Below are 21,104 nucleotides of genomic sequence, written 5' to 3'. Positions count from 1 at the left end.
TCGATCGACCTTGTCCGCCGCGATCGCAAACACCCCCGAGGTCGCGGCGGTCGAGTGGGCGGGGCAGGGCCGGATGCGTTTGTCAGTTCCGCCTCCGGCCTGCGGCAGCGGTCCCCGAACAACCGCTGCCGCGTTCATTCGGAAACGCGACAATGACCATCTCTGCCCCTGCCGATTTCGCGTATAACCTGCCCATGAAGATTCTTGTCATCGAGGACGATCGCGAGGCGGCCGATTATCTGCGCAAGGCGCTGGGCGAATCCGGCCACACGGCGCATGTCGCCTCGGATGGGGAAACCGGCTTCGAGATGGCGGACAGCGGTGACTACGACGTAATGATCGTCGATCGCATGCTGCCGCGTCGTGACGGTCTTTCGGTGATCACCGAACTGAGAGCCAGGGGCAACACCACGCCTGTGCTGATCCTCTCGGCGCTGGGGGAGGTCGATGACCGTGTCACCGGCCTTCGCGCCGGCGGCGACGACTACCTTACGAAGCCTTATGCTTTCTCGGAGCTGCTGGCCCGCATCGAGGTCCTCAACCGTCGTGGCGGCGCCCGCGAGGCCGAAACAGTCTATCGCACGGGCGATCTGGAACTCGACCGCCTCTCCCATACAGTGAAGCGCGCGGGCAAGGAGATCACCCTGCAGCCGCGCGAGTTCCGTCTCCTCGAATACCTGATGCGGCACGCCGGGCAGGTGGTGACGCGCACCATGCTGCTCGAAAACGTGTGGGACTATCACTTCGACCCGCAGACCAACGTGATCGACGTCCATGTCTCGCGCCTGCGTGGCAAGATCGAGAAGGGGTTCGAAGGACCCGTCCTGCATACGATCCGCGGCGCCGGCTACATGCTGAAGGCCGGTTGAGATGGACCTTTCCCCTCGGCCTGCGGGCTAAAATGGCGCTTCCGCTGCCAGCCATACTGAGGACGACTGCCGCCAGGCTTTCGGCGCTCTATCTCCTCCTGTTCGCGATCTGTGCCGTCGTTCTGGTCTTCTACATGACGTCCCTGTCGGCCCGCATGCTGGCGGCGCAGACGATGGATACGATCAACGAGGAGGTGGCCGATCTCGGCCGGTCCTACCAACGCGGCGGGCTGCCGCTTCTGGTGCGCACCATCGAGCGACGCGCCCGCCAGCCCGGCGCCAACCTCTACCTCATCGCCGACGCCAACGGGCGCATCCTGTCGGGCAACGTGGAGAACATCCAGCCCGGGGTGCTGGAGACCAACGGGTGGACCGAAATCCCGTTCAGGTATCAGCGTTACGGCGAGGGCGCCGAGCGCGAGGCAATTCCTGACAATACCTTTCCCGCGCCGCGCGTGGACCAGCGCGCCAGCCATGATGCGATGGCGCTCGTGCTCAGGCTGCCCAACCAGATGATCATCCTGGTCGGGCGCGACCTCGGCGAGCCGCAGCGGTTTCGCGCCGTCGTCAGGCAGTCGCTGATGATCGCGCTCGGCATGATGGGGCTCGGCGGCCTCCTGATCTGGTTCCTGGTCGGACGGCGGGCGCTGAAGCACATCGACAAGGTGTCGGAGGCCAGTCGTCGCATCATGGGCGGCGATCTGTCGGGCCGGTTGCCGGTGACCGGGGCGGGCGACGAGTTCGACCGCCTGTCGGAAAACCTCAACGCCATGCTCGCCAGGATCGCCAGCCTCAACGAGGGCCTGCGACAGGTCTCGGACAACATCGCGCATGACCTCAAGACGCCGCTGACGAGACTGAGGAACCGGGCGGAGGCAGCGCTCGCCTCAAAGGCGGAGCCCGACGAGTATCGCGCCGCGCTTGAGCAGACGATCACTGAATCCGACCAGCTCATCAAGACCTTCAACGCGATCCTGATGATCTCGCGCCTGGAGGCCGGGTACTCGGCGGAGCAGACGACGTCGGTGGATCTCAGCGTCGCCGTAAGGGACGTGATTGAGCTCTATGAGCCGGCGGCTGAGGAAATGGGCGTCAAGCTGGAAGCCGCCGTCGCCGAGGGCCTCGTCATCGAAGGGAATCGTGAACTGCTCGCGCAGGCGCTGTCGAATATCGTCGACAACGCACTCAAGTACGCGTCCGGCAACGGCAGGCAAGCGCATGTGAAGGTCGCGCTCGCCAGGGACGCGGACGACATCCGCCTCACCGTCACGGACGACGGGCCCGGCATCCCGGATGCGGTCGATCGCAACCGCGTGACCGAGCGCTTTGTCCGGCTCGAAAAGAGCCGCTCGCAACCGGGATCGGGCCTCGGCCTCAGCCTGACGAAAGCCGTCATGAAGTATCATGGCGGCAGGCTTGATCTCCTGCCCGCTGATCCGGGATTATCGGTGGTCATGAGTTTTCCGGTGAAAGCGGGCGCGTAGATGAAGGCGGCACGAGCTAAGGCGCAACAATCGCAATGGTTTGCCACGCCGCCGCGGCGATTGAAGGCGCTCGACGCGGCGGATGCTGCGGAGGCGTTGGCCGAACTGGTCCAGCTGGCTGCTGAGGAGAAGCTGCCTCGCCTGGGCAAGCTTGCCGCCGGAAGCGGTCCGGACGCGGCGTTCCTGGGCAGCGTGCTCGACCTTTCCGAATTCGTCAGGGACGCGGTGCGCCGACAGCCGCAGATGCTGGAACGCCTGTTCGACCAGACTGTCGAGGAGCGGCTCGCCGCCATCAACGCTGCGATCCGCGCCTTGCCGTACGAGGAGGGCGCGACCGAGGCCAGCATCATGAAGGGGCTGCGCCTGCTGAAGGGCGAAAGCCATTTTCTTGTGGCGCTGTCGGAACTGGCCGGCGAGGCGGAGGTGGCTCAAACGGTCCGCCGACTGAGCGCCCTGGCGGACGCCTGCACGGACGCAGCAGTGGATTTCCTGCTGCGCGACGCGCATGGGCAGGACAAGTTGAAGCTGCCGGATCCGGGCAAGCCTGCACAGAGCTCCGGCTGGATCGTGCTGGGCATGGGCAAGCTTGGCGCGTGCGAGCTGAACTTCTCCTCGGACATCGACCTCATCGTCTTCTTCGATCCCGAGGCGAAGGCGATCATCGATCCCTACGAAGCCAACGAGCTGTTCGCGCGGCTGACGCGCCGCCTGCTGCGCATCCTCCAGGATCGCACCGAACACGGCTATGTCTTCCGGACTGACCTCAGGTTGCGGCCCGATCCCGGCTCGACGCCGCTCGCCATCCCGGTCTCGGCGGCCCTCCACTATTACGAGAGCCGGGGCCAGAACTGGGAACGCGCCGCGATGATCAAGGCGCGGCCCGTGGCAGGCGATATCGTGGCGGGCGACGCCTTCCTGCGCGAACTCCAACCCTATGTCTGGCGCAAGTATCTGGATTACGCGGCGATCGCCGACGTCCATTCGATCAAGCGGCAGATTCATGCCCACAAGGGCCATGGCGAGATCGCCGTGAAGGGGCACAATGTGAAGCTCGGCCGTGGCGGCATCCGCGAGATCGAGTTCTTCGTCCAGACGCAGCAGTTGATCGCGGGTGGACGGTTCCCCGAGCTGCGCGGCCGCCAGACAGTGCCGATGCTGGCCGAGCTTGCAGAGCGGGGCTGGATCACCGCGGAAGCGCGCGACGTGCTGACGCGGCAGTACTGGTTCCTGCGGCGTGTTGAACACGCGCTGCAGATGGTGGCGGATGAGCAGACCCACACCTTGCCGGAGGATGACGAAGAGCTCGAGCGCATCGCGCTGATGCTCGGCTACGACGAGGCGGAAACCTTCGCGGCCGACTTCCGGGCTTCGCTTCACGAGGTCGAGAAACACTACGCGGCATTGTTCGAGACGGCGCCCGAGTTGTCGTCGGGGGTCGGCAACCTCGTCTTCACCGGCGACGTCGACGATCCGGGCACGCTGGAAACGTTGAGCGGGTTGGGTTTCCAGCGGCCGAGCGACATCTGCCGCGTCATCCGGACGTGGCATTTCGGCCGATATCGCGCCACCCAGTCCGCCGAGGCGCGCGAACGGCTGACGGAACTCACGCCTGCGCTGCTGAAGGCGTTCGGCGGCACCCGGCGCGCCGACGAGGCGCTGCTGCGTTTCGACGAGTTCCTCGCGGGGCTCCCCGCGGGCATCCAGCTCTTCTCGTTGCTCCAGTCCAATCCCGCGCTCCTGCAACTCCTTGCGACGATCATGGGCGCGGCGCCGCGCCTGGCCCAGACGATTACCCGCCGGCCGCATGTGTTCGACGGCCTGCTGGATCCGGCGCTTCTCTCCGAACTGCCCAATCGCGCCTACCTCTCGGCCCGCCTTGAGACCTTCCTCCAGGGCGCTGAGATCTATGAGGATCTCCTCGACCGCCTGCGCATCTTCGCCTCCGAGCAAAAATTTTTGATCGGCGTGCGGCTGCTCGCCGGCGCCATCGATGCGGCGCGTGCGGGCAAGGCCTTTTCCGACCTGGCCGACTTGACCATCGGCGCGGCGCTGGATGCCGTGCTGGCGGAGTTTGCCGTACGCCATGGCCGCGTGCCGGGCGGGCGCGTCGCCATTCTCGGCATGGGCAAGCTCGGCAGCCGCGAACTGACCGCAGGATCGGATGTCGACCTGATCCTGCTCTACGATCATGACGAGCAAGCCGAGGAGTCCGACGGCGAAAAGCCCCTGGCGCCGTCGCACTACTATGCGCGGCTGACGCAAAGGCTCATCGCGGCGGTTTCTGCGCCGACTGCGGAGGGCGTGCTCTACGAGCTCGACCTGAGATTGAGGCCGTCCGGGAACAAGGGCCCGGTCGCAACCCACATCGATGCATTCAGGAAGTATCAGCGCGAGGAGGCCTGGGCCTGGGAGCACATGGCCCTGACACGCGCCAGGCCCATTGCTGGCGACGCGGGCTTTGCCGGCGAGATCGACGAGGAGATCTCGCAGGTGCTGGACCACTCACGCAATGCGGGCGAGGTGGTCGCCGAAGCCGCCAAGATGCGCAGGTTGATCGAGAAGGAGAAGCCGCCACGGGATCTCTGGGACATCAAGCTGATCCCGGGGGGACTGATCGACCTGGAATTCATTGCCCAGGTGGCGGTGCTGACGGGCAAAGTCCGATGGACAAGCCGCACCACTTCCACGCACGACATACTTGCGCATCTCGATCCGGGTTTCGCGCCGGCGCAGGCGCAGGGCGACCTGGTCGACGCCTACACGCTCTACCTGTCGTTGACGCAGATGATCCGGCTGTGCCTCACCGTTCCGTTCGACCGCAGCGACGTTCCGCCAGGGCTGGCGGACCTGCTGCTGGGCGCGACCGACCTGCCGGAGTTCGGCGTGCTCGAGGCGCATCTGAAGGAAACGTCGCAGTCGGTTCGCACGCATTTCGACCGGCTGCTTCGCGCGAAAGGCTGACATGGGCTGTCGGGGCCCGCAGCCCTTTCGCTTCGCATCGGGGGTGACGATGCAATGGAGAAGTTGATGAGGAAGACGACCAGATACGCGCTCGCATTCGCCGCGGTCGCAAGTGCCCTTGGCACTGCAGCCGTCGCCCAGGATGGAACCGGGAAGCGCGGACATCACCAAAGCCGGCTCGAACGCGCCGACGTCGACAAGAGCGGCGACGTCACCTTCGAGGAATTCGCCGCGGCGATCAACGGCCGCTTCGGGGGTGCCGACGCCAACGGAGACGGCAGGATGACTGTCGCCGAGATCGCCGACGAGATCCAGCGCATGCGCGCCGAGCGCATGGCGAAGCGGATGGTCGAGCGCTTCGACGTTAACGGCGATGGTGAGTTGACCAAGGCCGAGGTTGAGGCGCGGCAGAAGAAGATGTTCGCGCTGCTCGACCGCAACGACGACGGCAGGATTGCGCAGGACGAGATGCCGGCGCGCGGCGAGGGCCGGCGGCGTTAACAGGCCACATCGCTTGCATATTGCCTCTCCCCATTTTGCGGGGGGAGGACAAGGGGAGAGCGATGCTACGCGGCCATCATGTGGTGCATTTCTTGGCAGGGGATGCGCACCGAAACGATGGTGCCGACGCCGTGCGTCGAGCGGATTCGCAGCGAACCGCCATGCATCTCCGCCAGTGAACGCGAGATGGCGAGGCCAAGGCCTGAACCGGTGTGGTTCTTGGAGAACTGGTTCTGCACCTGCTCGAATGGCCTGCCGAGCTTGCAGAGCGCCTTCTTCGGGATGCCGCAGCCGTTGTCCTCGATGGTCAGGCGCATGGCGCCGCCGATATTGCGTGCACGCACGGCTATGCGGCCGCCTTGCCCGGTGAACTTCACGGCGTTGGAAAGCAGGTTGATGAGGATCTGCTTCATGGCGCGGCGGTCGGCGAAGAACGTCATGCGTTCCCCGATCTCGGTGTCGATGGAGATTTCCTTCTTGCCTGCCTGCAGCGCGATCACCCGCACGGTTTCGATGATCAGCGGGTTGAGGTCGATCTCCTCGCGGTCGACCGAGAGCTGTCCCGCCTCGATCTTCGACATGTCGAGTATGTCGTTGATTACGCCCAGCAGATACGCGCCGGCATCGTGGATGTCCCTGACATACTCCTCGTAGCGGTTCGAGCCGAGCGGTCCGAAGATGCTGGACTGCATCATCTCGGAGAAGCCGATGATGGCGTTGAGCGGCGTGCGCAGTTCGTGCGACATGTTTGCCAGGAATTCTGACTTCGCACGGTTGGCCGCCTCGGCCCGCTCGGTCTCCTTCATGTATTTGCGGTTGAGCTCCACGAGTTCCTTCGACCGCTCGCCCTCCGACTTGCGAGCGACGCTGAGGTCGTGGATCGTCGCCATGAGCCGCCTCTCGCTGTCCACGAGCTTCTCCTGGTGCTGCTTCAGCTGCGTGATGTCGGCGCCGACGGAAACGAGGCCGCCGTCGCGGGTCGTCAACTCGTTGACCTGCACCCAGCGGCCATCGGCGAGCAGCCGCTCGTAGGTGGCCGAGCCGCGCGATCCTCCGGCGTTCGCCAGGCGGCGATCGGACACGAACGCCATCGCCTGTTCTTCGATCTCCTCGCGCGGCGTTCCCGGCGCGATGTCGCGGCCGGCCAACCCCATCTCCTGCAGGTACTTCGAATTGCACATCACCAGGCGCTTCTTGGAGTCCCACAGCACGAAGGATTCGGTGATGTTCTCGATCGCCGTGCGAAGCCGCAGGTCCGCAGCCTCCGAGCGCTGCGTCAGGTGGTATTGCTCGGTGACGTCGATGGCGATTCCGAGGAGATGGATCTCCTGCGCATCGGGGTCGACCACCTCGGCGCGGGCGCGCACCCACACCCATTGCCCGTCGGCATGGCGGATACGGAAGACGCGGTCGATGCAGTCCGTCTTACGCGACACGATCTGGTTGGCGATGTCGTAGAGGTCGGCGTCGTCGGGATGGATGATCTCGGAGACACGGCCGAACGAAAGCATCTCTTCGCAGGGTTCGTAGCCCAGGATTTCGTACATGGACCGCGACCAGTACATCTTGCCGCGCGCCAGGTCCCAGTCCCACAGTCCGCAGCGGCCACGCATCAGCGCGAGATCGATGCGCTCATGCGCGCGGCAATAGATGCGATCCGCCGTCCGGGCGCGCGACGCCTGGCCGAAATAGCCATAGAGAATGACGATCAGCACGCCCGCGGTCAGCACGAAGAGCGTGACGTTCAGCGATACCGAGCGGTTCCATTCGAACAGCAGCGCCTCCCGCGAGATCATGGCGACGGCTGCGGCTCCGCGCCGTTCCGTCAGGTCCATCGCCGCATACCAGGGCTTGCCGTCAACGATGACCTCGATCACGCCGGCGCGCTCGCCGAACATGAACAGCGGCTGGGCGCCGGTCACGATGGAATCGAGCGTCCGCGTCTCCCAGCCGATCCCCTCAGGGGTCACCGCGACGATGTTGAAGTCGCTGTCCGTAACGGCCAGCACGTACCGATTCTTGATGCCGCCATACTGGTTCGCACGCTTGAGCAGGTCGGAGGCCAGATCGGCTTTCGGCGAGCCGCCGCCGATCTCCAGCATCAGCGCGTTGGAAAGCTCGCTTGCGGCCAGCGCAAGCAAGGTCCTGGCATTGCGTTCGACGTCGTCGCGCGCCGAATTGAGGGAGATCGCCCTCATTCCCGCGACGACGATCAGGAAGACGATGATGAGCGTCGGAATCGCCCGGCGTAGCATCGGCTCCGCATCGAGCAGCCTTTGGTGGGCAGGTTCCGCCAGCCCCCGCGCATTCCCTGCAAGCACACTGGCGCTGGGTATTGCGTTTCGGGCAAAGGAAGTACGCCCGGGCGCGCTCCACGCGTCCGACTTAGCCATATTGATCCGGCTCCCCAAGCTGGATTTGCGATTACTGATTCGGACCCCGCACTCCCGAACCTGCCCTAAAGAATCAGAGGTGATTCGGGTTGTCCAGTGGGTTCGTTAACAATTCAGTAACCGTTTGAAAACTCAGGCTAAAGTTCGCTCTACAATGTCGCGCAGATCGGCCGAGAGCTTGTCGGTCGCGGCAATCGCGAGGAGTGTCTCGCGCGCCTTCCGCTGACGCGCCGGCTCGAGCGAGCGCCATGACCGCAGCGCGGTCGCCAGTCGGGCCGCGACCTGCGGATTGCGCTGCTCGACTGCCAGCACCGTTTCGGCAAACAGGCTGTATCCGGCGCCGTCCGGACGGTGGAAGCCGGTCTGGTTGGCGCTGAAGAAAGTGCCGGCGAGCGACCTGACCCGGTTCGGATTGGAGATCGAGAAGGCGGGGTGCTGCATCAGCGCACGGACGCGGTCCGCGGTAGCATGCCCCGGCACCGACGCCTGGATCAGGAACCACTTGTCCATGACCAGAGGATCGTCGCGGAAGCGTATCTCGAATGCTGCGAGCGCACGGTCGGCGAGATCCGAGCCCGGATGCCGGTGCGCCAGCACCGTCAGCGCCGCGGCGCGGTCCGTCATGTTCGTCGCGGCGTCGAAGTGGCCGTAGGCGAGGCGGTCGCCTTCCGGCAGCAGCGCGAGGTAGTCGAGCAGCGTGTTGCGCAGCGCCCGGCGTCCGGCGCTCGCCGCGTCAGGGCTGTAGGGCGCGTCGGAGCGCAACCCTTCGTAGAGTGTGCGGAACGCCTCGGCGTTGCGGGTCGCAATCGAACGGGCCAGCATTTCGCGCGCCAGGCAGATCGCATCCGGGTCGATGTTCGTGCCGATCTCGCGCGCGACATCGGCCTCGCCGGGTAGCGTCAGCGCCAGCGCGCGGAAGGCATGCTCCAGACGTTCATCCATGGCGATCGTGTGGGAGGCTGCCGCCAGGTCGTCGCCGAACTCCGGCGTCCTGTCGCCGCGCAGCTTTCGGAAGGCCGCCATGAGTTCTTCTGTCAGCAGGCCGTTGAAAGCCTGCCAGCGGCCGTAGGGATCGCTGTCGTGACGCGCCAGGAAGATGCGGTCCTCCTTCCTCATCTCGAAGGTGAGGGTGACCGGCGCGGAAAAGCCTCTGTTGAGCGAGACGACAGGCCGCTCGGAAATGCCGGTGAACTTCACCGACTGCCGCCGCTTGCGCACATGGATCACGTCGTTCTCGACGCTGGCGCCCGAGACCGCGCCGTGAACCATGTCCCGGCCGTCCGGACCCACGAGGCCGAAGGCGAGAGGGATGTGCATGACCCGCTTGCGGGCTTCCGAAGGCGTCGGCGCAAGCGACTGCTCGATCTCCAGCGTCAGTTCCTGCGACGCTGGGCTGTAGCTCGCGGTCACCGCGACATTGGGAGTGCCGGCCTGATGGTACCACAGCGCGAACTGCGACAGATCCTGGTCGGACGCATCCTCGAAGACTTTCAGGAAATCCTCGATCGTCACGGCTTGGCCGTCGTGCCTCTCGAAATAGAGGTCCATGCCGCGCCTGAAGAGGTCGGCGCCGATCAGCGTGTGGATCATCCGCGCGACCTCGGAGCCCTTTTCGTAGACCGTCGCCGTATAGAAGTTGTTGATCTCGCGATAGCGCCGCGGTCGTACCGGATGGGCGAGGGGCCCCTGGTCCTCCGGGAATTGATGCGCCCGCAGGGTGCGCACTTGGGCAATGCGGCTGACGGCGCGCGAACGCTGGTCCGACGAGAACTCGTGGTCGCGGTAAACGGTCAGACCTTCCTTCAGGCAGAGCTGGAACCAGTCGCGGCAAGTGATTCTGTTACCTGTCCAATTGTGGAAATACTCGTGCGCGATGATCGCCTCGATATTGGCGAAATCGGCGTCCGTCGCGGTCTCTTCTCCAGCCAGGACGTACTTGTCGTTGAAGATGTTGAGACCCTTGTTCTCCATCGCGCCGATGTTGAAGTCGGACACGGCCACGATGTTGAAGACGTCGAGGTCGTATTCGAGGCCGAACACCTCCTCGTCCCATTTCATGGAGCGCCTGAGGGCATCCATGGCGTAGCTGGCCTGGTTCTCCTTGCCGCGCTCGACATAGAGTCCGAGCTCGACCGACCTGCCGGAGGCGGTGACGAAGCGGTCCTTGATACAACCGAGGTCGCCGGCGACGAGCGCAAAGAGGTAGGAGGGCTTGGGATGCGGGTCGTGCCAGACCGCATAGTGGCGGTCGCCTGCAAGCTCGCCGCTCTCGCCCGGATTGCCGTTCGAGAGCAGGCGGGAGAGGGCGCGGGGCGCCTCGATGCGGACCGTGTAGACGGACAGGATGTCAGGGCGGTCGAGGAAATAGGTGATCCGCCTAAAACCTTCCGCTTCGCATTGCGTGCAGTAGACGCCGTTGGAGAGATAGAGCCCCATGAGGGCCTGATTGCCGGAAGGCGCGACGACGGTGTCGATGGTGAGCCGGAAGCGCCTGCCGCGCGGCGGCCGCGCGATGGTGAGGCGCTCGTCATCCGCGGTGAACGTTCCGGCCTGCGCAACGACGCCGTCGATCTCCAGTCGCTTCAATTCCAGTCCATCGCCGTCGAGGATGAGCGGCGTCTTCTCCGAAACGCCGGAGCGGCGTTCGATCAGCAGCTCTGCGCGCACCAGGGTGGCATCGGGAAAGAGCTGGAATGTCAGATTGGTTTCGGGAATGAGATAGTCGCTGGGCCGGTAGTCCTCGAGCCGGAAAACCTGGCCGGTGTCTGTACGCATCTACAACGCCATCCCGTTTTGAACCTGCACGGCCGACGCCGTCCCCGCCGGCAAGCGCCCCCACTGGCACAACAAATTGCGGGTGCTGCTCTTTACACGAAACAACCGGTCGACAAAACTGAAACGAGGGCTATGTTTTGTTGCCCGCCAATCACTCTTTCCGGAGCCGTCATGACCGTCGTCACACCGAAATTCGGGATGGGCGCGTCCGTTCTTCGCGTCGAGGACCAGACCTTCATCACGGGTCGCGGCCGCTACACCGACGATATCCGTGCGGCGGATCATCTCCACGGCTACGTTTTGCGCTCGCAAATCGCCAATGGCAGCTTCAAGGTCGTCTCGACGAAGGCTGCGGAGGCCGCTCCGGGCGTGCGCCTGGTGCTGACGGGCGCCGACCTGAAGCATCTGGGCGACCTCAAGTCCGACGTGATGCAGCGCCAGCCGGACGGTACCAAGGCGCCTACCCGGGACATCCCGATTCTCTGCCGCGACCGCGTCCATTATGTGGGCGACGCCGTCGCCTTCGTCGTGGCGGACACGCGTGCGCTTGCCCAGGACGCCGCCGAACTGATCGAGGTCGACTACGATGCAGAAGAGGCTGCGGCGGGCACCGCAAGCGCGCTGGACGAGGCCACGCCGCTCGTCTGGCCCGAGCTGAAATCGAACCGCGCCTTCACCTATCATGTTGGCGACAAAAGCAAGTCGGAAGCGGCCTTTGCCAAGGCGAAGCACGTCAGCAAGGTCGCGTTCTACAACAACCGGCTGGTCTGCAACTACATGGAGGCCCGATCGGCCATCGGCGAGTGGAAGGTGTCGGAAGACCGCTACGTGCTGACGACCGGGTCGCAGGGCGTGCATTCGATGCAGTACATCATCGCCGGACAGGTGTTCGGCATCGATCCCAAGAAGCTCCGCGTCGTCACGCCGGATGTCGGCGGCGGCTTCGGCCCGAAGTCATTCGTCTACCGCGAGTATCCGCTGGTATTGGAAGCGGCCAAGCGGCTCGGCCGGCCGGTGAAATGGACCTGCGACCGCACCGAGCATTTCCTGACCGACGCGCAGGGCCGCGACAATATCGTGGAGGCGCAAATGGCGATGGACGCCGACGGGCGCTTCCTCGCGCTCAAGGTCGATCTGATCGCCAATATGGGGGCATATGTCTCGCAGTACGGGCCGTTCATCCCGTACATCGGCGTGAGCATGACCACCGGCGTCTACGACATCGGCGCCATCGACGTCTCGGTGACCGGCGTCTACACCAACACCTGCCCGGTGGACGCCTATCGGGGGGCTGGACGCCCCGAGGCGGCGCTGCTGCTGGAGAAGTTGGTTGATACGTGCGCACGCGACCTGGGCCTCGGCTATGACGAGATCCGCCGGCGCAATTTCGTTCGGCCCGAGCAATTTCCCTACACCACGCCGACCGGCCGCAAATACGACGTCGGCGAGTTCGAGGGCCACATGAACCAGGCGATCGAGCGGGCCGATTGGAAGTCCTTCGAGAAGCGGCTGAAGCAGTCGGCCGCTGAGGGCAAGATCCGGGGGCTCGGCATGGCGACCTATATCGAAGCCTGCGCCTTTGCGGGCTCGGAGCCGGCCCATGTCGAGCTGAATGGCGATGGCACCGTGACCCTGTTCATCGGCACCCAGACCAACGGACAGGGCCACGCGACCGCCTATGCCCAGTTCCTCGCGGAAAAGCTCAATATCGGCATTGAGCGCATCAAGGTGCACCAGGGCGACACCGACCGGCTCGCTGCTGGCGGCGGTACGGGCGGCTCGCGCTCGATTCCGCTTGGCGGCGTCTCGACGTCGCGCGCCGGTGAAGACCTGGCGGAGAAGATCAAGCGTATCGCCGCCGACGAACTGGAGGCGTCAGCTGCTGACATCGAACTGGTCGACGGGTCCGCGCGGATCGTCGGCACGGACCGCTCCGTCAGCTTTGCGGGCATCGCCAAGGCGGCGAAGAAACCGGATGATCTCAAGGGGTTTGGCGAGTTCGTTCAAGACGAGGCCACCTATCCGAATGGGACACATATCTGCGAGGTCGAGATCGATCCGGACACGGGCGGAACCGAGATCCTGCGCTACACGATCGTCGACGACTTCGGCGCGACGGTGAACCCGATCCTGCTCGCCGGCCAGGTGCATGGCGGCGTGGTTCAGGGAATCGGCCAGGCGCTGACCGAGGATTCGATCTATAGCGAGGACGGCCAGTTGCTCACGGCAAGCTTCATGGACTATGCCATGCCGCGCGCCGACAACGTGCCGTCATTCCATTTCGAGACTCGCAACGTGCCGTCAACGACAAATGCCATGGGTATCAAGGGTGCAGGCGAGGCCGGCACGATCGGATCGACGCCCGCCGCCCTCAACGCCGTGACGGACGCCCTCTACCGCGCCTACGGCATACGCCACATCGAAATGCCCGCTACGCCGGCGCGCATTTGGACTGCCATCACTGAAGCGCGATCGGAGTGAATTCTACGGGGGGGCCGTCAGCTAGGAATCCGCTGACGGGAATTGCGCTCAAAGTGGTTTCTGTTGCCGTGTTCGTCGGCATGTCGTCGTTCATCAAGGCGTCCGGGCAGGTTTCGGCCGGCCAGATCGTCTTTTTCCGTTCGTTCTTCGCCATGATTCCGATCCTGGCGTTTCTCTCCTATCAGAGGGAACTGCGCTCCGCCTTCGCGACCAAACGCCCGCTCAACCATGTTGCGCGCGGCGTCGTGGGCGTCACGTCGATGGGGCTCGGCTTCTTCGCACTGACGCGCCTGCCGCTGCCGGAGGCGATCACGCTGAACTATGCCCAGCCGCTGCTGGTCGTCGTGTTCAGCGCATTGTTCCTCGGCGAGACGGTGCGCGCCTATCGCTGGACGGCGGTGGGGGTGGGGCTGGTCGGCGTGCTGATCGTCTCATGGCCGAAGCTGTCGCTGTTCGGTGCGGCCAGCGGGATGGGCAGCGAAGAACTCGCTGGCGTGATGGCCGCGCTCGGCGCGGCAGCGGTGTCGGCGGTGGCGGTGCTGCTGGTCCGCAACCTCGTTCATACTGAACGAACGCCAACGATCGTGCTGTGGTTCTCGCTGACGGCGAGTACGCTGGCGCTGCTGTCGATTCCGTTCGGATGGGAGCGGATCTCGTGGGCTCAGGCAGCACTTCTGATTGGCGCAGGTTTCTGCGGCGGTATCGGGCAGATCCTCATGACGGAAGCCTACCGCTACGCGGAAGCCTCTACCGTCGCGCCCTTCGAATACACCTCGCTCATCCTCGGCCTGATCGTCGGCTATCTTGTCTTCGGGGAGGCGCCGACGCTGCACATGCTGGTGGGCGGGGCCATCGTCATCGGGTCGGGCATCTTCATCATCTGGCGCGAGCGCCAGCTCGGGCTGCAGCGCGCGGCTGCCCGCAAGGTCACGCCACCGCAATGAACGCGCCGGCGTGGCCAGACGCCAAAGGCCGCCCGCGTCCCGATACGGCCGTCAGGCCTGAGGCATCGACAGGCGTTGCAGCGCCATGCGTGTCGGCTCGTCGGCCGGAAAGAAGGATTCGATGGCGAGTTCCGACAGCGTGACGTCGAGCGGCGTGCCGAAGACGGTGATCGTGCTGATGAACGAAAGCACGGCGTCCCCCGCTTTCAGGCGCAGCATGTGGGCGATGGCCGTGCCCTCGTTGTGCACGATCCTTGTCTGCGAGACGCCGCCCGGATAGGCCCTCAGCTCGCTTTCCAGTTCCTCCAGCGTCGAATCCCCCGACGTGTCGACCTGCCTTCGGAGCCTCTCAAGCAGATGCGCCTTCCACTCGGCGAGATTGACGATGTGTGGCGCCACCCCCTTCGGATGCAGGCTGAGCCGCAGCACGTTCACCGGCGGCTGCAGGAGCGACGGGTCCTCGACGCCGGCGAGAAACGGCGCGATGGCCTCGTTTGAGGCGATCATGTTCCAGTGCCGGTCGACTGCGATGGCCGGACAGGGCTCGTGGCCCTTCAGCACCGCACGCACCGTATCCATGGCCGGCGCCAGCGACGGGCCGTTGACCGGGCGTTCGCTGTAGTGCGGAGCAAAACCCGCCGCCAGCAGCATGCGGTTGCGCTGGCGAAGCGGGATGTCGAGCCCTTCCGCCAATCGGATCACCATGTCGCGGGAGGGGGCAGCGCGTCCGCTCTCGACGAAACTCAGGTGCCGCTGCGAGATCTCGGCTTCGCCCGCCAGATCCAGCTGGCTCATGCGGCGGCGCGTGCGCCATTCGCGGATAAGGTCTCCGACCGCATTCTGGGGCTGCTGCACGCGTTCCTCCTCCGTGATGACGGCCAGAACCTATGACGTCAGATTTCTCATTCCGATTACCTGACGCGTAATCGCCTCTCGTTCAACTGCCGGGCATCCTCGGGTCCAGTTCGATGCGGCTCCCCGGATCGAGCGTCTAAGAAACCCAAGGAGAGACCCGATGTCCGTTTCCATCTCGACCTACTTGCGCAATGTGTTCTACGCCGACGCCCTGATCAGCGGAGCGGCGGGGCTTCTGATGATCCTCGGCGCGCCGCTGCTTGCACCCGTGCTCGGCCTGCCTGAAGCCCTCTTGCTGGGCGCCGGGATCATACTTGTGCCTTTTGTCGCCATGCTGATCGTCGTGGCGCGCCGCGAGACGGTGTCCCGCCTGGTGCTGATCGACATCATTGCGATCAATGCCGTGTGGGTGGCTGCGAGCTTCGGCCTGCTCTTTTCCGGGCTCGTCGCACCGACCGCGCTGGGGGTTGCCTTCGTCGCGGTGCAGGCGGTGGCCGTCGCGCTCTTTGCCCAGGCGCAGTTTGTCGGCATGCGTCGGGCAGCGGCCTGAAGCACCGTCCGATCAATGGCTTGGGGCAGCGCGCGGAATCGGTTTGTCAGCTTCCCGCCGCCAGTTCGCGCAGCTTCGCCTTCACCTCCAGGAGGTCCCGCCATGCAAGTCTCTTGTGGGCGGGTGTCCTGAGCAGATAGGCGGGGTGCAAAGTGGGCATCGTCGGCACCGCGACTCCGCCTTCCGTGACATGCGCCTTCCAGCCGCCGCGCAGCCGCAGCACGCCGTCGGTCGTCCTCAGGAGGACCTTGGCTGAAGGGCCGCCGAGCGTCACCAGCACCTTTGGATTGGCCAGCTCGATCTGCCGCTCGATGAACGGGCGGCAGATTTCCGTCTCCTGCGGGGTCGGCGTGCGGTTGCCCGGCGGTCGCCACGGAATGACGTTGGCGATGTAGGCGCTCGTGCGGTCGCGCCCGATTGCTGCCAGCATGCGGTCGAGCAACTGTCCCGAGCGGCCGACGAAAGGCAGGCCTTCGATGTCCTCGTCGCGGCCGGGCGCCTCTCCCACCAGCATCAGGTCGGCTTCGGGATTGCCGTCGGCAAAGACGAGGCTTTTGGCCGTGTACCTGAGATTACAGCCTTCGAAGGCTGACATGTGGTCGCGCAGTTCGTCCAGCGTGCGCGCCTTGCGCGCCAGTTCCCGGGCAAGCAGCACCTGTCCCTCGTCGGGTACGGCGGCCGTCGGCGTGACGGGACGGTCCGGCACGAACGCGAACCTTTCGTGGTCTTCTGCCGACGGCGCGGCTGGGTCGGCCGCAGGTTTGTCAGAGACGGCCCGGGGCATGGCAGGGACGGCGGGCGGCGGCGCGGGTGAAGTTGTGGGGGGCGCGACTTTCTGCGCCAGCCTGGCTGCGCTGAGCAGCCGGTTCGACGGCGTCTCGTCAAGCGGTTCGTCGACACCCGCTTCCCGGAAGAAGGCGAGGATGTCGCGCAGCGCGTCCCTGGACAGAAACTTGACCATGCTTCCAGCTACCGCGCCCTTGCCGATGGATGCAACATCAGGATGACGGGATGCGCGGATCCTGCACGAGATAAAAGGTGCGGCGCGGCGTGAAGTCGGTGATCAGGAATTCGAAAGAGCCGATCTTCAGGGGGTCGATGCGCCCTTCGATGAAGCGGAGCCGGTCGTATGGCTCGAAATTGCGGTCGAAGCGCGCAAAACTGTCCGACACGATGTGCCGGGCGTCCTCGCGCCGCTGGTCGAAGGAGAGTCCGTCGCCATAGACGCTCGCCTGGTCGAGAATCTCCTGCAGCTCGAACTCGAACTCGACCCATGCCTGGCCGCTGTTGTTCAGCGTTTCCAGCCTCAGTCGCAGATTCCCGTTGGCGAACATGTCCGCGCTGTCAAAGGGCCGGATCGGCTTGGTCGTGCGGATGACCAGCGTTACGGGGCTTGCCGAATTCAGCTCCTGAGTGATGATGATCGGGTCGTCGAGGACGCCCTTGCCCCGGACAGAGGTGATCCTGAAGCCGCCTTTCTCGTCCGAGAACGAATAGGCTCCAGCCCGCCAAGCCGTTCCATCGCCGGCGGCGGCCTGCATCACGGTCAGCGACGACGCCAACATAGCGGCCAGCATCTTCCTCAACGCCTGCCTCCCTCATGCGCTGCTGCCCGTATCGTTGCACCGAATATGGCCGAGAACGGGGTGGCAGGCCACAGAAAATAGCGCCCGCGCGATGGGTCGACCTCATTGACGCTAACGTCAACGAGCCATATGGAGCAGCCTACCCCGTGATGCCGCACGCGGGGGGCAAGGTGCGGCGCATAGGCCGGTTTCGCAACGCTGCGGGATGCGCTAAGCAGCCGAAACGCCAGCAGGATTTTGATCGGCCAGCCAACTCGGAGGATGTGATGAGCGAAGTCGAACGGGAAAGCATGGAGTTCGACGTCGTCATCGTCGGCGCCGGTCCTGCTGGTCTCGCCGCCGCCATCCGCTTGAAGCAGGTCAATCCGGACCTGTCGGTCGTGGTGCTGGAGAAGGGCGGCGAGGTCGGCGCGCACATCCTGTCCGGCGCAGTGGTCGACCCGATCGGCATCAACCGGCTGCTGCCGGGCTGGCGCAACGACGACGATCACCCGTTCAAGACGCCGGTGACGGACGACCACTTCCTGGTCCTGGGGCCGGCCGGCTCGGTCAGGCTGCCCAACCTCCTGATGCCGCCGTTGATGAACAATCACGGCAACTACATCGTCTCGCTCGGCAACGTCTGCAAATGGATGGCGGCCAAGGCCGAGGCGCTCGGCGTCGAGATCTATCCGGGCTTTGCCGCCGCCGACCTGATCTATGACGAGGCCGGTGCGGTGACCGGGGTGGTCACCGGCGACATGGGCGTGGAGCGCGACGGCACGCATGGCCCGGCCTTCGCCCCCGGCATGGCGCTCTTGGGCAAGTACGTGCTGATCGGCGAGGGCGCGCGCGGCTCGCTGGCCAAGAAGCTGATCGCCCGCTACGGCCTCGACGAGGGCCGCGAGCCCGGCAAGTTCGGCATCGGCCTGAAGGAGCTCTGGGAGGTCAAGCCGGAGCACCACAAGCCGGGCCTGGTGCAGCACTCCTTTGGCTGGCCGCTCGACATGAAGACCGGCGGCGGCTCGTTCCTCTACCATCTCGAGGACAACCAGGTGGCGGTCGGCTTCGTCGTCCACCTCAACTACAAGAATCCCTGGCTGTCGCCGTTCGAGGAGTTCCAGCGCTTCAAGACGCATCCGGCGATCCGCGGCGTCTTCGAGGGCGGCAAGCGCATCTCCTACGGCGCGCGCGCCATCACCGAGGGCGGCTGGCAGTCGGTGCCGAAGCTGGCCTTCCCGGGCGGCGCCCTGATCGGCTGCTCGGCCGGCTTCGTCAACGTGCCGCGCATCAAGGGCAGCCACAATGCGGTGCTGTCGGGCATGCTGGCGGCCGAGCACGTGGCCGAGGCGATCGCCGCCGGGCGAGCCCATGACGAACTGGCCGCCTACGAGGCGGCCTGGCGGGCGTCCGACATCGGCAAGGATCTCAAGAAGGTGCGCAACGTCAAGCCGCTGTGGTCGCGCTTCGGCACCGCCGCCGGCGTGGCGCTCGGCGGCCTCGACATGTGGACCAACTCGCTGTTCGGCTTCTCCCTGTTCGGCACGCTGAAGCACGGCAAGACCGACGCCCAATCGCTGGAGCCGGCGGCCAACCACAGGAAGATCGCCTATCCGAAGCCCGACGGCGTCTTGACCTTCGACCGGCTGTCGTCGGTGTTCCTGTCCTCGACCAATCACGAGGAGGACCAGCCGGTCCACCTCCAGGTCGGCGACATGGCGCTGCAGGTGCGCTCCGAGCACGACGTCTTCGCCGGCCCGTCGACGCGCTATTGCCCGGCCGGGGTCTACGAATGGGTCGACAAGGACGGCAACGCCGCCGCCGACCCCGAGGCCAAGGACGTCCGCTTCGTCATCAACGCGCAGAACTGCGTGCACTGCAAGACCTGCGACATCAAGGACCCCAACCAGAACATCAACTGGGTGCCGCCACAGGGCGGCGAGGGACCGGTCTATCCGGGCATGTGAGGGCAGGGCGCGGCAAGGGCGGCAAATCGGCATGGGGCTTGCCACTGTCGGGAACTTACCGATTGAATAGGGCGGGCTACTGTGTTTTCGTGTTGGAAACATGGGGCAGGCGCTATGCGCACGCTTTTCACTGCAGGATTGACGGCTGTCGCCTGTATTGCGCTGAGCGGGCACGCTGCAGCTGAAGTGAAGATCATCAGCAGCGTCAAGAACTACGCCATCGTCGGGAAGACGGGCGATGACCTGCTCAACCAGATGGACCGCAAGGGCCCCAAGCACGGCTTCCTGACGCGCGCCATCGCGCAGACACGCTATGCGGTGACCTGGGACATTGCCTGGCAGTCGAATGGCCGTGATTGTCGCGTCCAGCGGGTCAATGCCAACATCGACATCACCTACACCTATCCGCGGGTCGTTTCCCGGCTTTCCCCGGCGATGGGAAAGAAGTGGAACGCGTTCCTGCGCGGCGTCAGGAAGCACGAAGAGACTCACGGGGCGATCGCGCAGCGCATGGTGAAGACGGCCGAGAAGTCGGTGGCCGCAGTATCCATCAAACGCGATCCGCATTGCTTCGCCGCACGTGCCGAGGTGAAGCGCCGCGTTGCGGCGGCCTACGACAAGTACGAGGCCCAGCAGCGGGATTTCGATGCGCGCGAGCACCGTGACGGCGGCGTGGTCTCCCGGCTGGTGGATCGGCTCGTTCAGTAGCGGCCGGGGCGAATATCCTTGGAGCCTTCAAGCGAAGGAAGAGCGGCGACTGCAATCTCGTCGTCGCTCGGCGGATCGACAGCCGGCAGGCTGAACTCGATCAGGATGGGGAGATGGTCGGAGCCGACCTCCTCCAGCGTCTCCCCGCTGTGCAGCACCACGTCGCCTTTCGCGTAGACATGGTCGATCGGTAGCCCGACCAGCGGACGCAGGCTCGCGGGCAGCCAGCGGAACAGCCATGTTGGTCCGGGCGAGCGGATCAGTGTCAGGTCGCCTGCGGCGGCGACGCGGCGTGCGGCGTTGCTCCACGGCGTCGCATTGAGATCGCCGGCCAGGATGGCGGTGGTGCCGAGCGAGGACAGGAGCGGGGACAGACGTGCAATCTCGTCCGCCTGATCAGCCGGCCAGGGCCAGCCCACATGCAGCGCCGCGACATCCATCGCACGATCGCCCAACTCGACGCCGGCGATCGCCAGCCGCCCGTTGTCGGAACATTGCGTGCGCCGGTCGGGCGAGAACGGTAGTCGCGAAAGGATGGCCGCGCCGCCCAGGCGCGTTCCGCGTCCGCAGCGGAGTTGATAGGGATAGTCCGCCAGCATGTCCTTCAGCCGCTGCGCCCACATGTCAGAGGCTTCGCTGAGCAGCAGGATGTCAGGCCGCCGGTCCCGCACAAGCGCGAGCGCCTTTTCGGGCTGGTCGTTATTGTAGAGCAGGTTCAGGTGCATCAGCGTATAGCTTGGCGCCCCGTTGATCCTGGTCTGGAAGCCGGCATGCACGGGCCCGATGCCGAGGGCTGGAACGCCGAGCGCAGACGCGACGGCTCCGGCGGCGAGTAGCAGGGCCACGAGCCCGTGTCCCCACCAGGCGGAGAAGAGGACCGGCAGCGCCGCCAGTCCCATCAGCACCGCCAGGTGGACGCGAAAATGCGCAAACGAATCGAACGCCGGGTGCCACGCCCCGAAGAAGCCGGCAACCAAGGGCACCGATAGGAGCAGCGTCACCAGCAGTGACGCGGACACAGTCAGCGAACGAAGCGACATGGCTGTTTTTT

Annotated in this window: 15 protein-coding genes; 9 read left to right on the top strand and 6 right to left on the bottom strand. The window is 65.2% G+C overall.

Annotation, left to right across the window (positions count from 1 at the left end; all coding sequences use genetic code 11):
- Positions 1-194: 194 nt before the first annotated feature.
- The 4 genes from PD284_RS18720 to PD284_RS18705 all read left to right on the top strand — a co-directional run bounded on the left by PD284_RS18720 (position 195) and on the right by PD284_RS18705 (position 5,815).
- Positions 195-869 (top strand): response regulator transcription factor, encoded by a 675-nt coding sequence (locus PD284_RS18720; protein WP_274630692.1) that lies wholly within the window; start codon positions 195-197, stop codon positions 867-869.
- A 32-nt stretch (positions 870-901) separates the two neighbouring features.
- Positions 902-2,353: a sensor histidine kinase gene (locus tag PD284_RS18715; RefSeq protein ID WP_274629659.1), complete on the top strand. Its 1,452-nt coding sequence runs from the start codon at positions 902-904 to the stop codon at positions 2,351-2,353.
- Entirely contained in the window at positions 2,354-5,314 is a 2,961-nt protein-coding gene (locus PD284_RS18710) for a bifunctional [glutamine synthetase] adenylyltransferase/[glutamine synthetase]-adenylyl-L-tyrosine phosphorylase (RefSeq protein WP_274629658.1), read from the top strand.
- 66 nt (positions 5,315-5,380) lie between these two features.
- Complete coding sequence (locus PD284_RS18705; RefSeq protein ID WP_274629657.1) at positions 5,381-5,815, top strand: EF-hand domain-containing protein; 435 nt, start codon at positions 5,381-5,383, stop codon at positions 5,813-5,815.
- 65 nt (positions 5,816-5,880) lie between these two features.
- On the opposite strand, the gene PD284_RS18700 is transcribed toward PD284_RS18705, so the two are convergent.
- Positions 5,881-8,208 (bottom strand): PAS domain-containing sensor histidine kinase, encoded by a 2,328-nt coding sequence (locus PD284_RS18700; protein WP_274629656.1) that lies wholly within the window; start codon positions 8,206-8,208, stop codon positions 5,881-5,883.
- 132 nt (positions 8,209-8,340) lie between these two features.
- Positions 8,341-10,983 (bottom strand): aminopeptidase N, encoded by a 2,643-nt coding sequence (gene pepN, locus PD284_RS18695; protein WP_274629655.1) that lies wholly within the window; start codon positions 10,981-10,983, stop codon positions 8,341-8,343.
- 171 nt (positions 10,984-11,154) lie between these two features.
- Between pepN and PD284_RS18690 the strand changes: the two genes are divergently transcribed.
- Together PD284_RS18690 and PD284_RS18685 are read left to right on the top strand one after the other, a co-directional pair.
- A complete protein-coding gene (locus PD284_RS18690; protein WP_274629654.1) occupies positions 11,155-13,464 on the top strand; it encodes a xanthine dehydrogenase family protein molybdopterin-binding subunit in 2,310 nt (769 codons plus the stop codon).
- A complete protein-coding gene (locus PD284_RS18685; protein WP_274629653.1) occupies positions 13,461-14,408 on the top strand; it encodes a DMT family transporter in 948 nt (315 codons plus the stop codon). Before PD284_RS18690 ends, PD284_RS18685 begins: the two co-directional genes overlap by 4 nt.
- A gap of 51 nt (positions 14,409-14,459) precedes the next feature.
- Here the strand turns inward: PD284_RS18685 and PD284_RS18680 are convergent, their stop codons facing one another.
- Complete coding sequence (locus PD284_RS18680) at positions 14,460-15,263, bottom strand: helix-turn-helix domain-containing protein (RefSeq protein WP_459382274.1); 804 nt, start codon at positions 15,261-15,263, stop codon at positions 14,460-14,462.
- 160 nt (positions 15,264-15,423) lie between these two features.
- On the opposite strand from PD284_RS18680, the gene PD284_RS18675 reads away from it, so the two are divergent.
- Positions 15,424-15,813, top strand: a complete 390-nt coding sequence (locus PD284_RS18675; RefSeq protein WP_274629652.1) for a hypothetical protein — start codon at positions 15,424-15,426, stop codon at positions 15,811-15,813.
- 46 nt (positions 15,814-15,859) lie between these two features.
- On the opposite strand, the gene PD284_RS18670 is transcribed toward PD284_RS18675, so the two are convergent.
- On the bottom strand, positions 15,860-16,774 hold the full coding sequence (locus PD284_RS18670) for a uracil-DNA glycosylase (protein WP_274629651.1): 915 nt from the start codon (positions 16,772-16,774) through the stop codon (positions 15,860-15,862).
- A 37-nt stretch (positions 16,775-16,811) separates the two neighbouring features.
- On the bottom strand, positions 16,812-17,390 hold the full coding sequence (locus tag PD284_RS18665) for a hypothetical protein (protein WP_411956279.1): 579 nt from the start codon (positions 17,388-17,390) through the stop codon (positions 16,812-16,814).
- A 275-nt stretch (positions 17,391-17,665) separates the two neighbouring features.
- Between PD284_RS18665 and PD284_RS18660 the strand changes: the two genes are divergently transcribed.
- Both PD284_RS18660 and PD284_RS18655 read left to right on the top strand, forming a co-directional pair.
- Positions 17,666-19,345 carry an electron transfer flavoprotein-ubiquinone oxidoreductase gene (locus PD284_RS18660; protein WP_274629650.1) on the top strand — a complete coding sequence of 560 codons (1,680 nt, stop codon included), beginning with the start codon at positions 17,666-17,668 and terminating at the stop codon, positions 19,343-19,345.
- A gap of 186 nt (positions 19,346-19,531) precedes the next feature.
- Positions 19,532-20,053: a DUF922 domain-containing protein gene (locus tag PD284_RS18655; protein ID WP_274629649.1), complete on the top strand. Its 522-nt coding sequence runs from the start codon at positions 19,532-19,534 to the stop codon at positions 20,051-20,053.
- On the opposite strand, the gene PD284_RS18650 is transcribed toward PD284_RS18655, so the two are convergent.
- On the bottom strand, positions 20,047-21,093 hold the full coding sequence (locus PD284_RS18650; RefSeq protein ID WP_274629648.1) for an endonuclease/exonuclease/phosphatase family protein: 1,047 nt from the start codon (positions 21,091-21,093) through the stop codon (positions 20,047-20,049). The genes PD284_RS18655 and PD284_RS18650 overlap by 7 nt on opposite strands.
- Between the last annotated feature and the right edge of the window lie 11 nt (positions 21,094-21,104).

The sequence above is a fragment of the Mesorhizobium shangrilense genome, from assembly GCF_028826155.1.
Taxonomy (GTDB): Bacteria; Pseudomonadota; Alphaproteobacteria; order Rhizobiales; family Rhizobiaceae; genus Arvimicrobium; species Arvimicrobium flavum.
This window is presented reverse-complemented; position numbering and strand designations above follow the sequence as displayed.

What these genes read in the sequence shown, in the direction of transcription:
- PD284_RS18720 (WP_274630692.1), top strand. Translation starts at nt 195, where the DNA reads ATGAAGATTCTTGTCATCGAGGACGATCGCGAGGCGGCCGATTATCTG.
- PD284_RS18715 (WP_274629659.1), top strand. Translation starts at nt 902, where the DNA reads ATGGCGCTTCCGCTGCCAGCCATACTGAGGACGACTGCCGCCAGGCTT.
- PD284_RS18710 (WP_274629658.1), top strand. Translation starts at nt 2,354, where the DNA reads ATGAAGGCGGCACGAGCTAAGGCGCAACAATCGCAATGGTTTGCCACG.
- PD284_RS18705 (WP_274629657.1), top strand. Translation starts at nt 5,381, where the DNA reads ATGAGGAAGACGACCAGATACGCGCTCGCATTCGCCGCGGTCGCAAGT.
- PD284_RS18700 (WP_274629656.1), bottom strand. Translation starts at nt 8,208, where the DNA reads ATGGCTAAGTCGGACGCGTGGAGCGCGCCCGGGCGTACTTCCTTTGCC.
- pepN (WP_274629655.1), bottom strand. Translation starts at nt 10,983, where the DNA reads ATGCGTACAGACACCGGCCAGGTTTTCCGGCTCGAGGACTACCGGCCC.
- PD284_RS18690 (WP_274629654.1), top strand. Translation starts at nt 11,155, where the DNA reads ATGACCGTCGTCACACCGAAATTCGGGATGGGCGCGTCCGTTCTTCGC.
- PD284_RS18675 (WP_274629652.1), top strand. Translation starts at nt 15,424, where the DNA reads ATGTCCGTTTCCATCTCGACCTACTTGCGCAATGTGTTCTACGCCGAC.
- PD284_RS18670 (WP_274629651.1), bottom strand. Translation starts at nt 16,774, where the DNA reads ATGGTCAAGTTTCTGTCCAGGGACGCGCTGCGCGACATCCTCGCCTTC.
- PD284_RS18665 (WP_411956279.1), bottom strand. Translation starts at nt 17,390, where the DNA reads ATGCTGGCCGCTATGTTGGCGTCGTCGCTGACCGTGATGCAGGCCGCC.
- PD284_RS18660 (WP_274629650.1), top strand. Translation starts at nt 17,666, where the DNA reads ATGAGCGAAGTCGAACGGGAAAGCATGGAGTTCGACGTCGTCATCGTC.
- PD284_RS18650 (WP_274629648.1), bottom strand. Translation starts at nt 21,093, where the DNA reads ATGTCGCTTCGTTCGCTGACTGTGTCCGCGTCACTGCTGGTGACGCTG.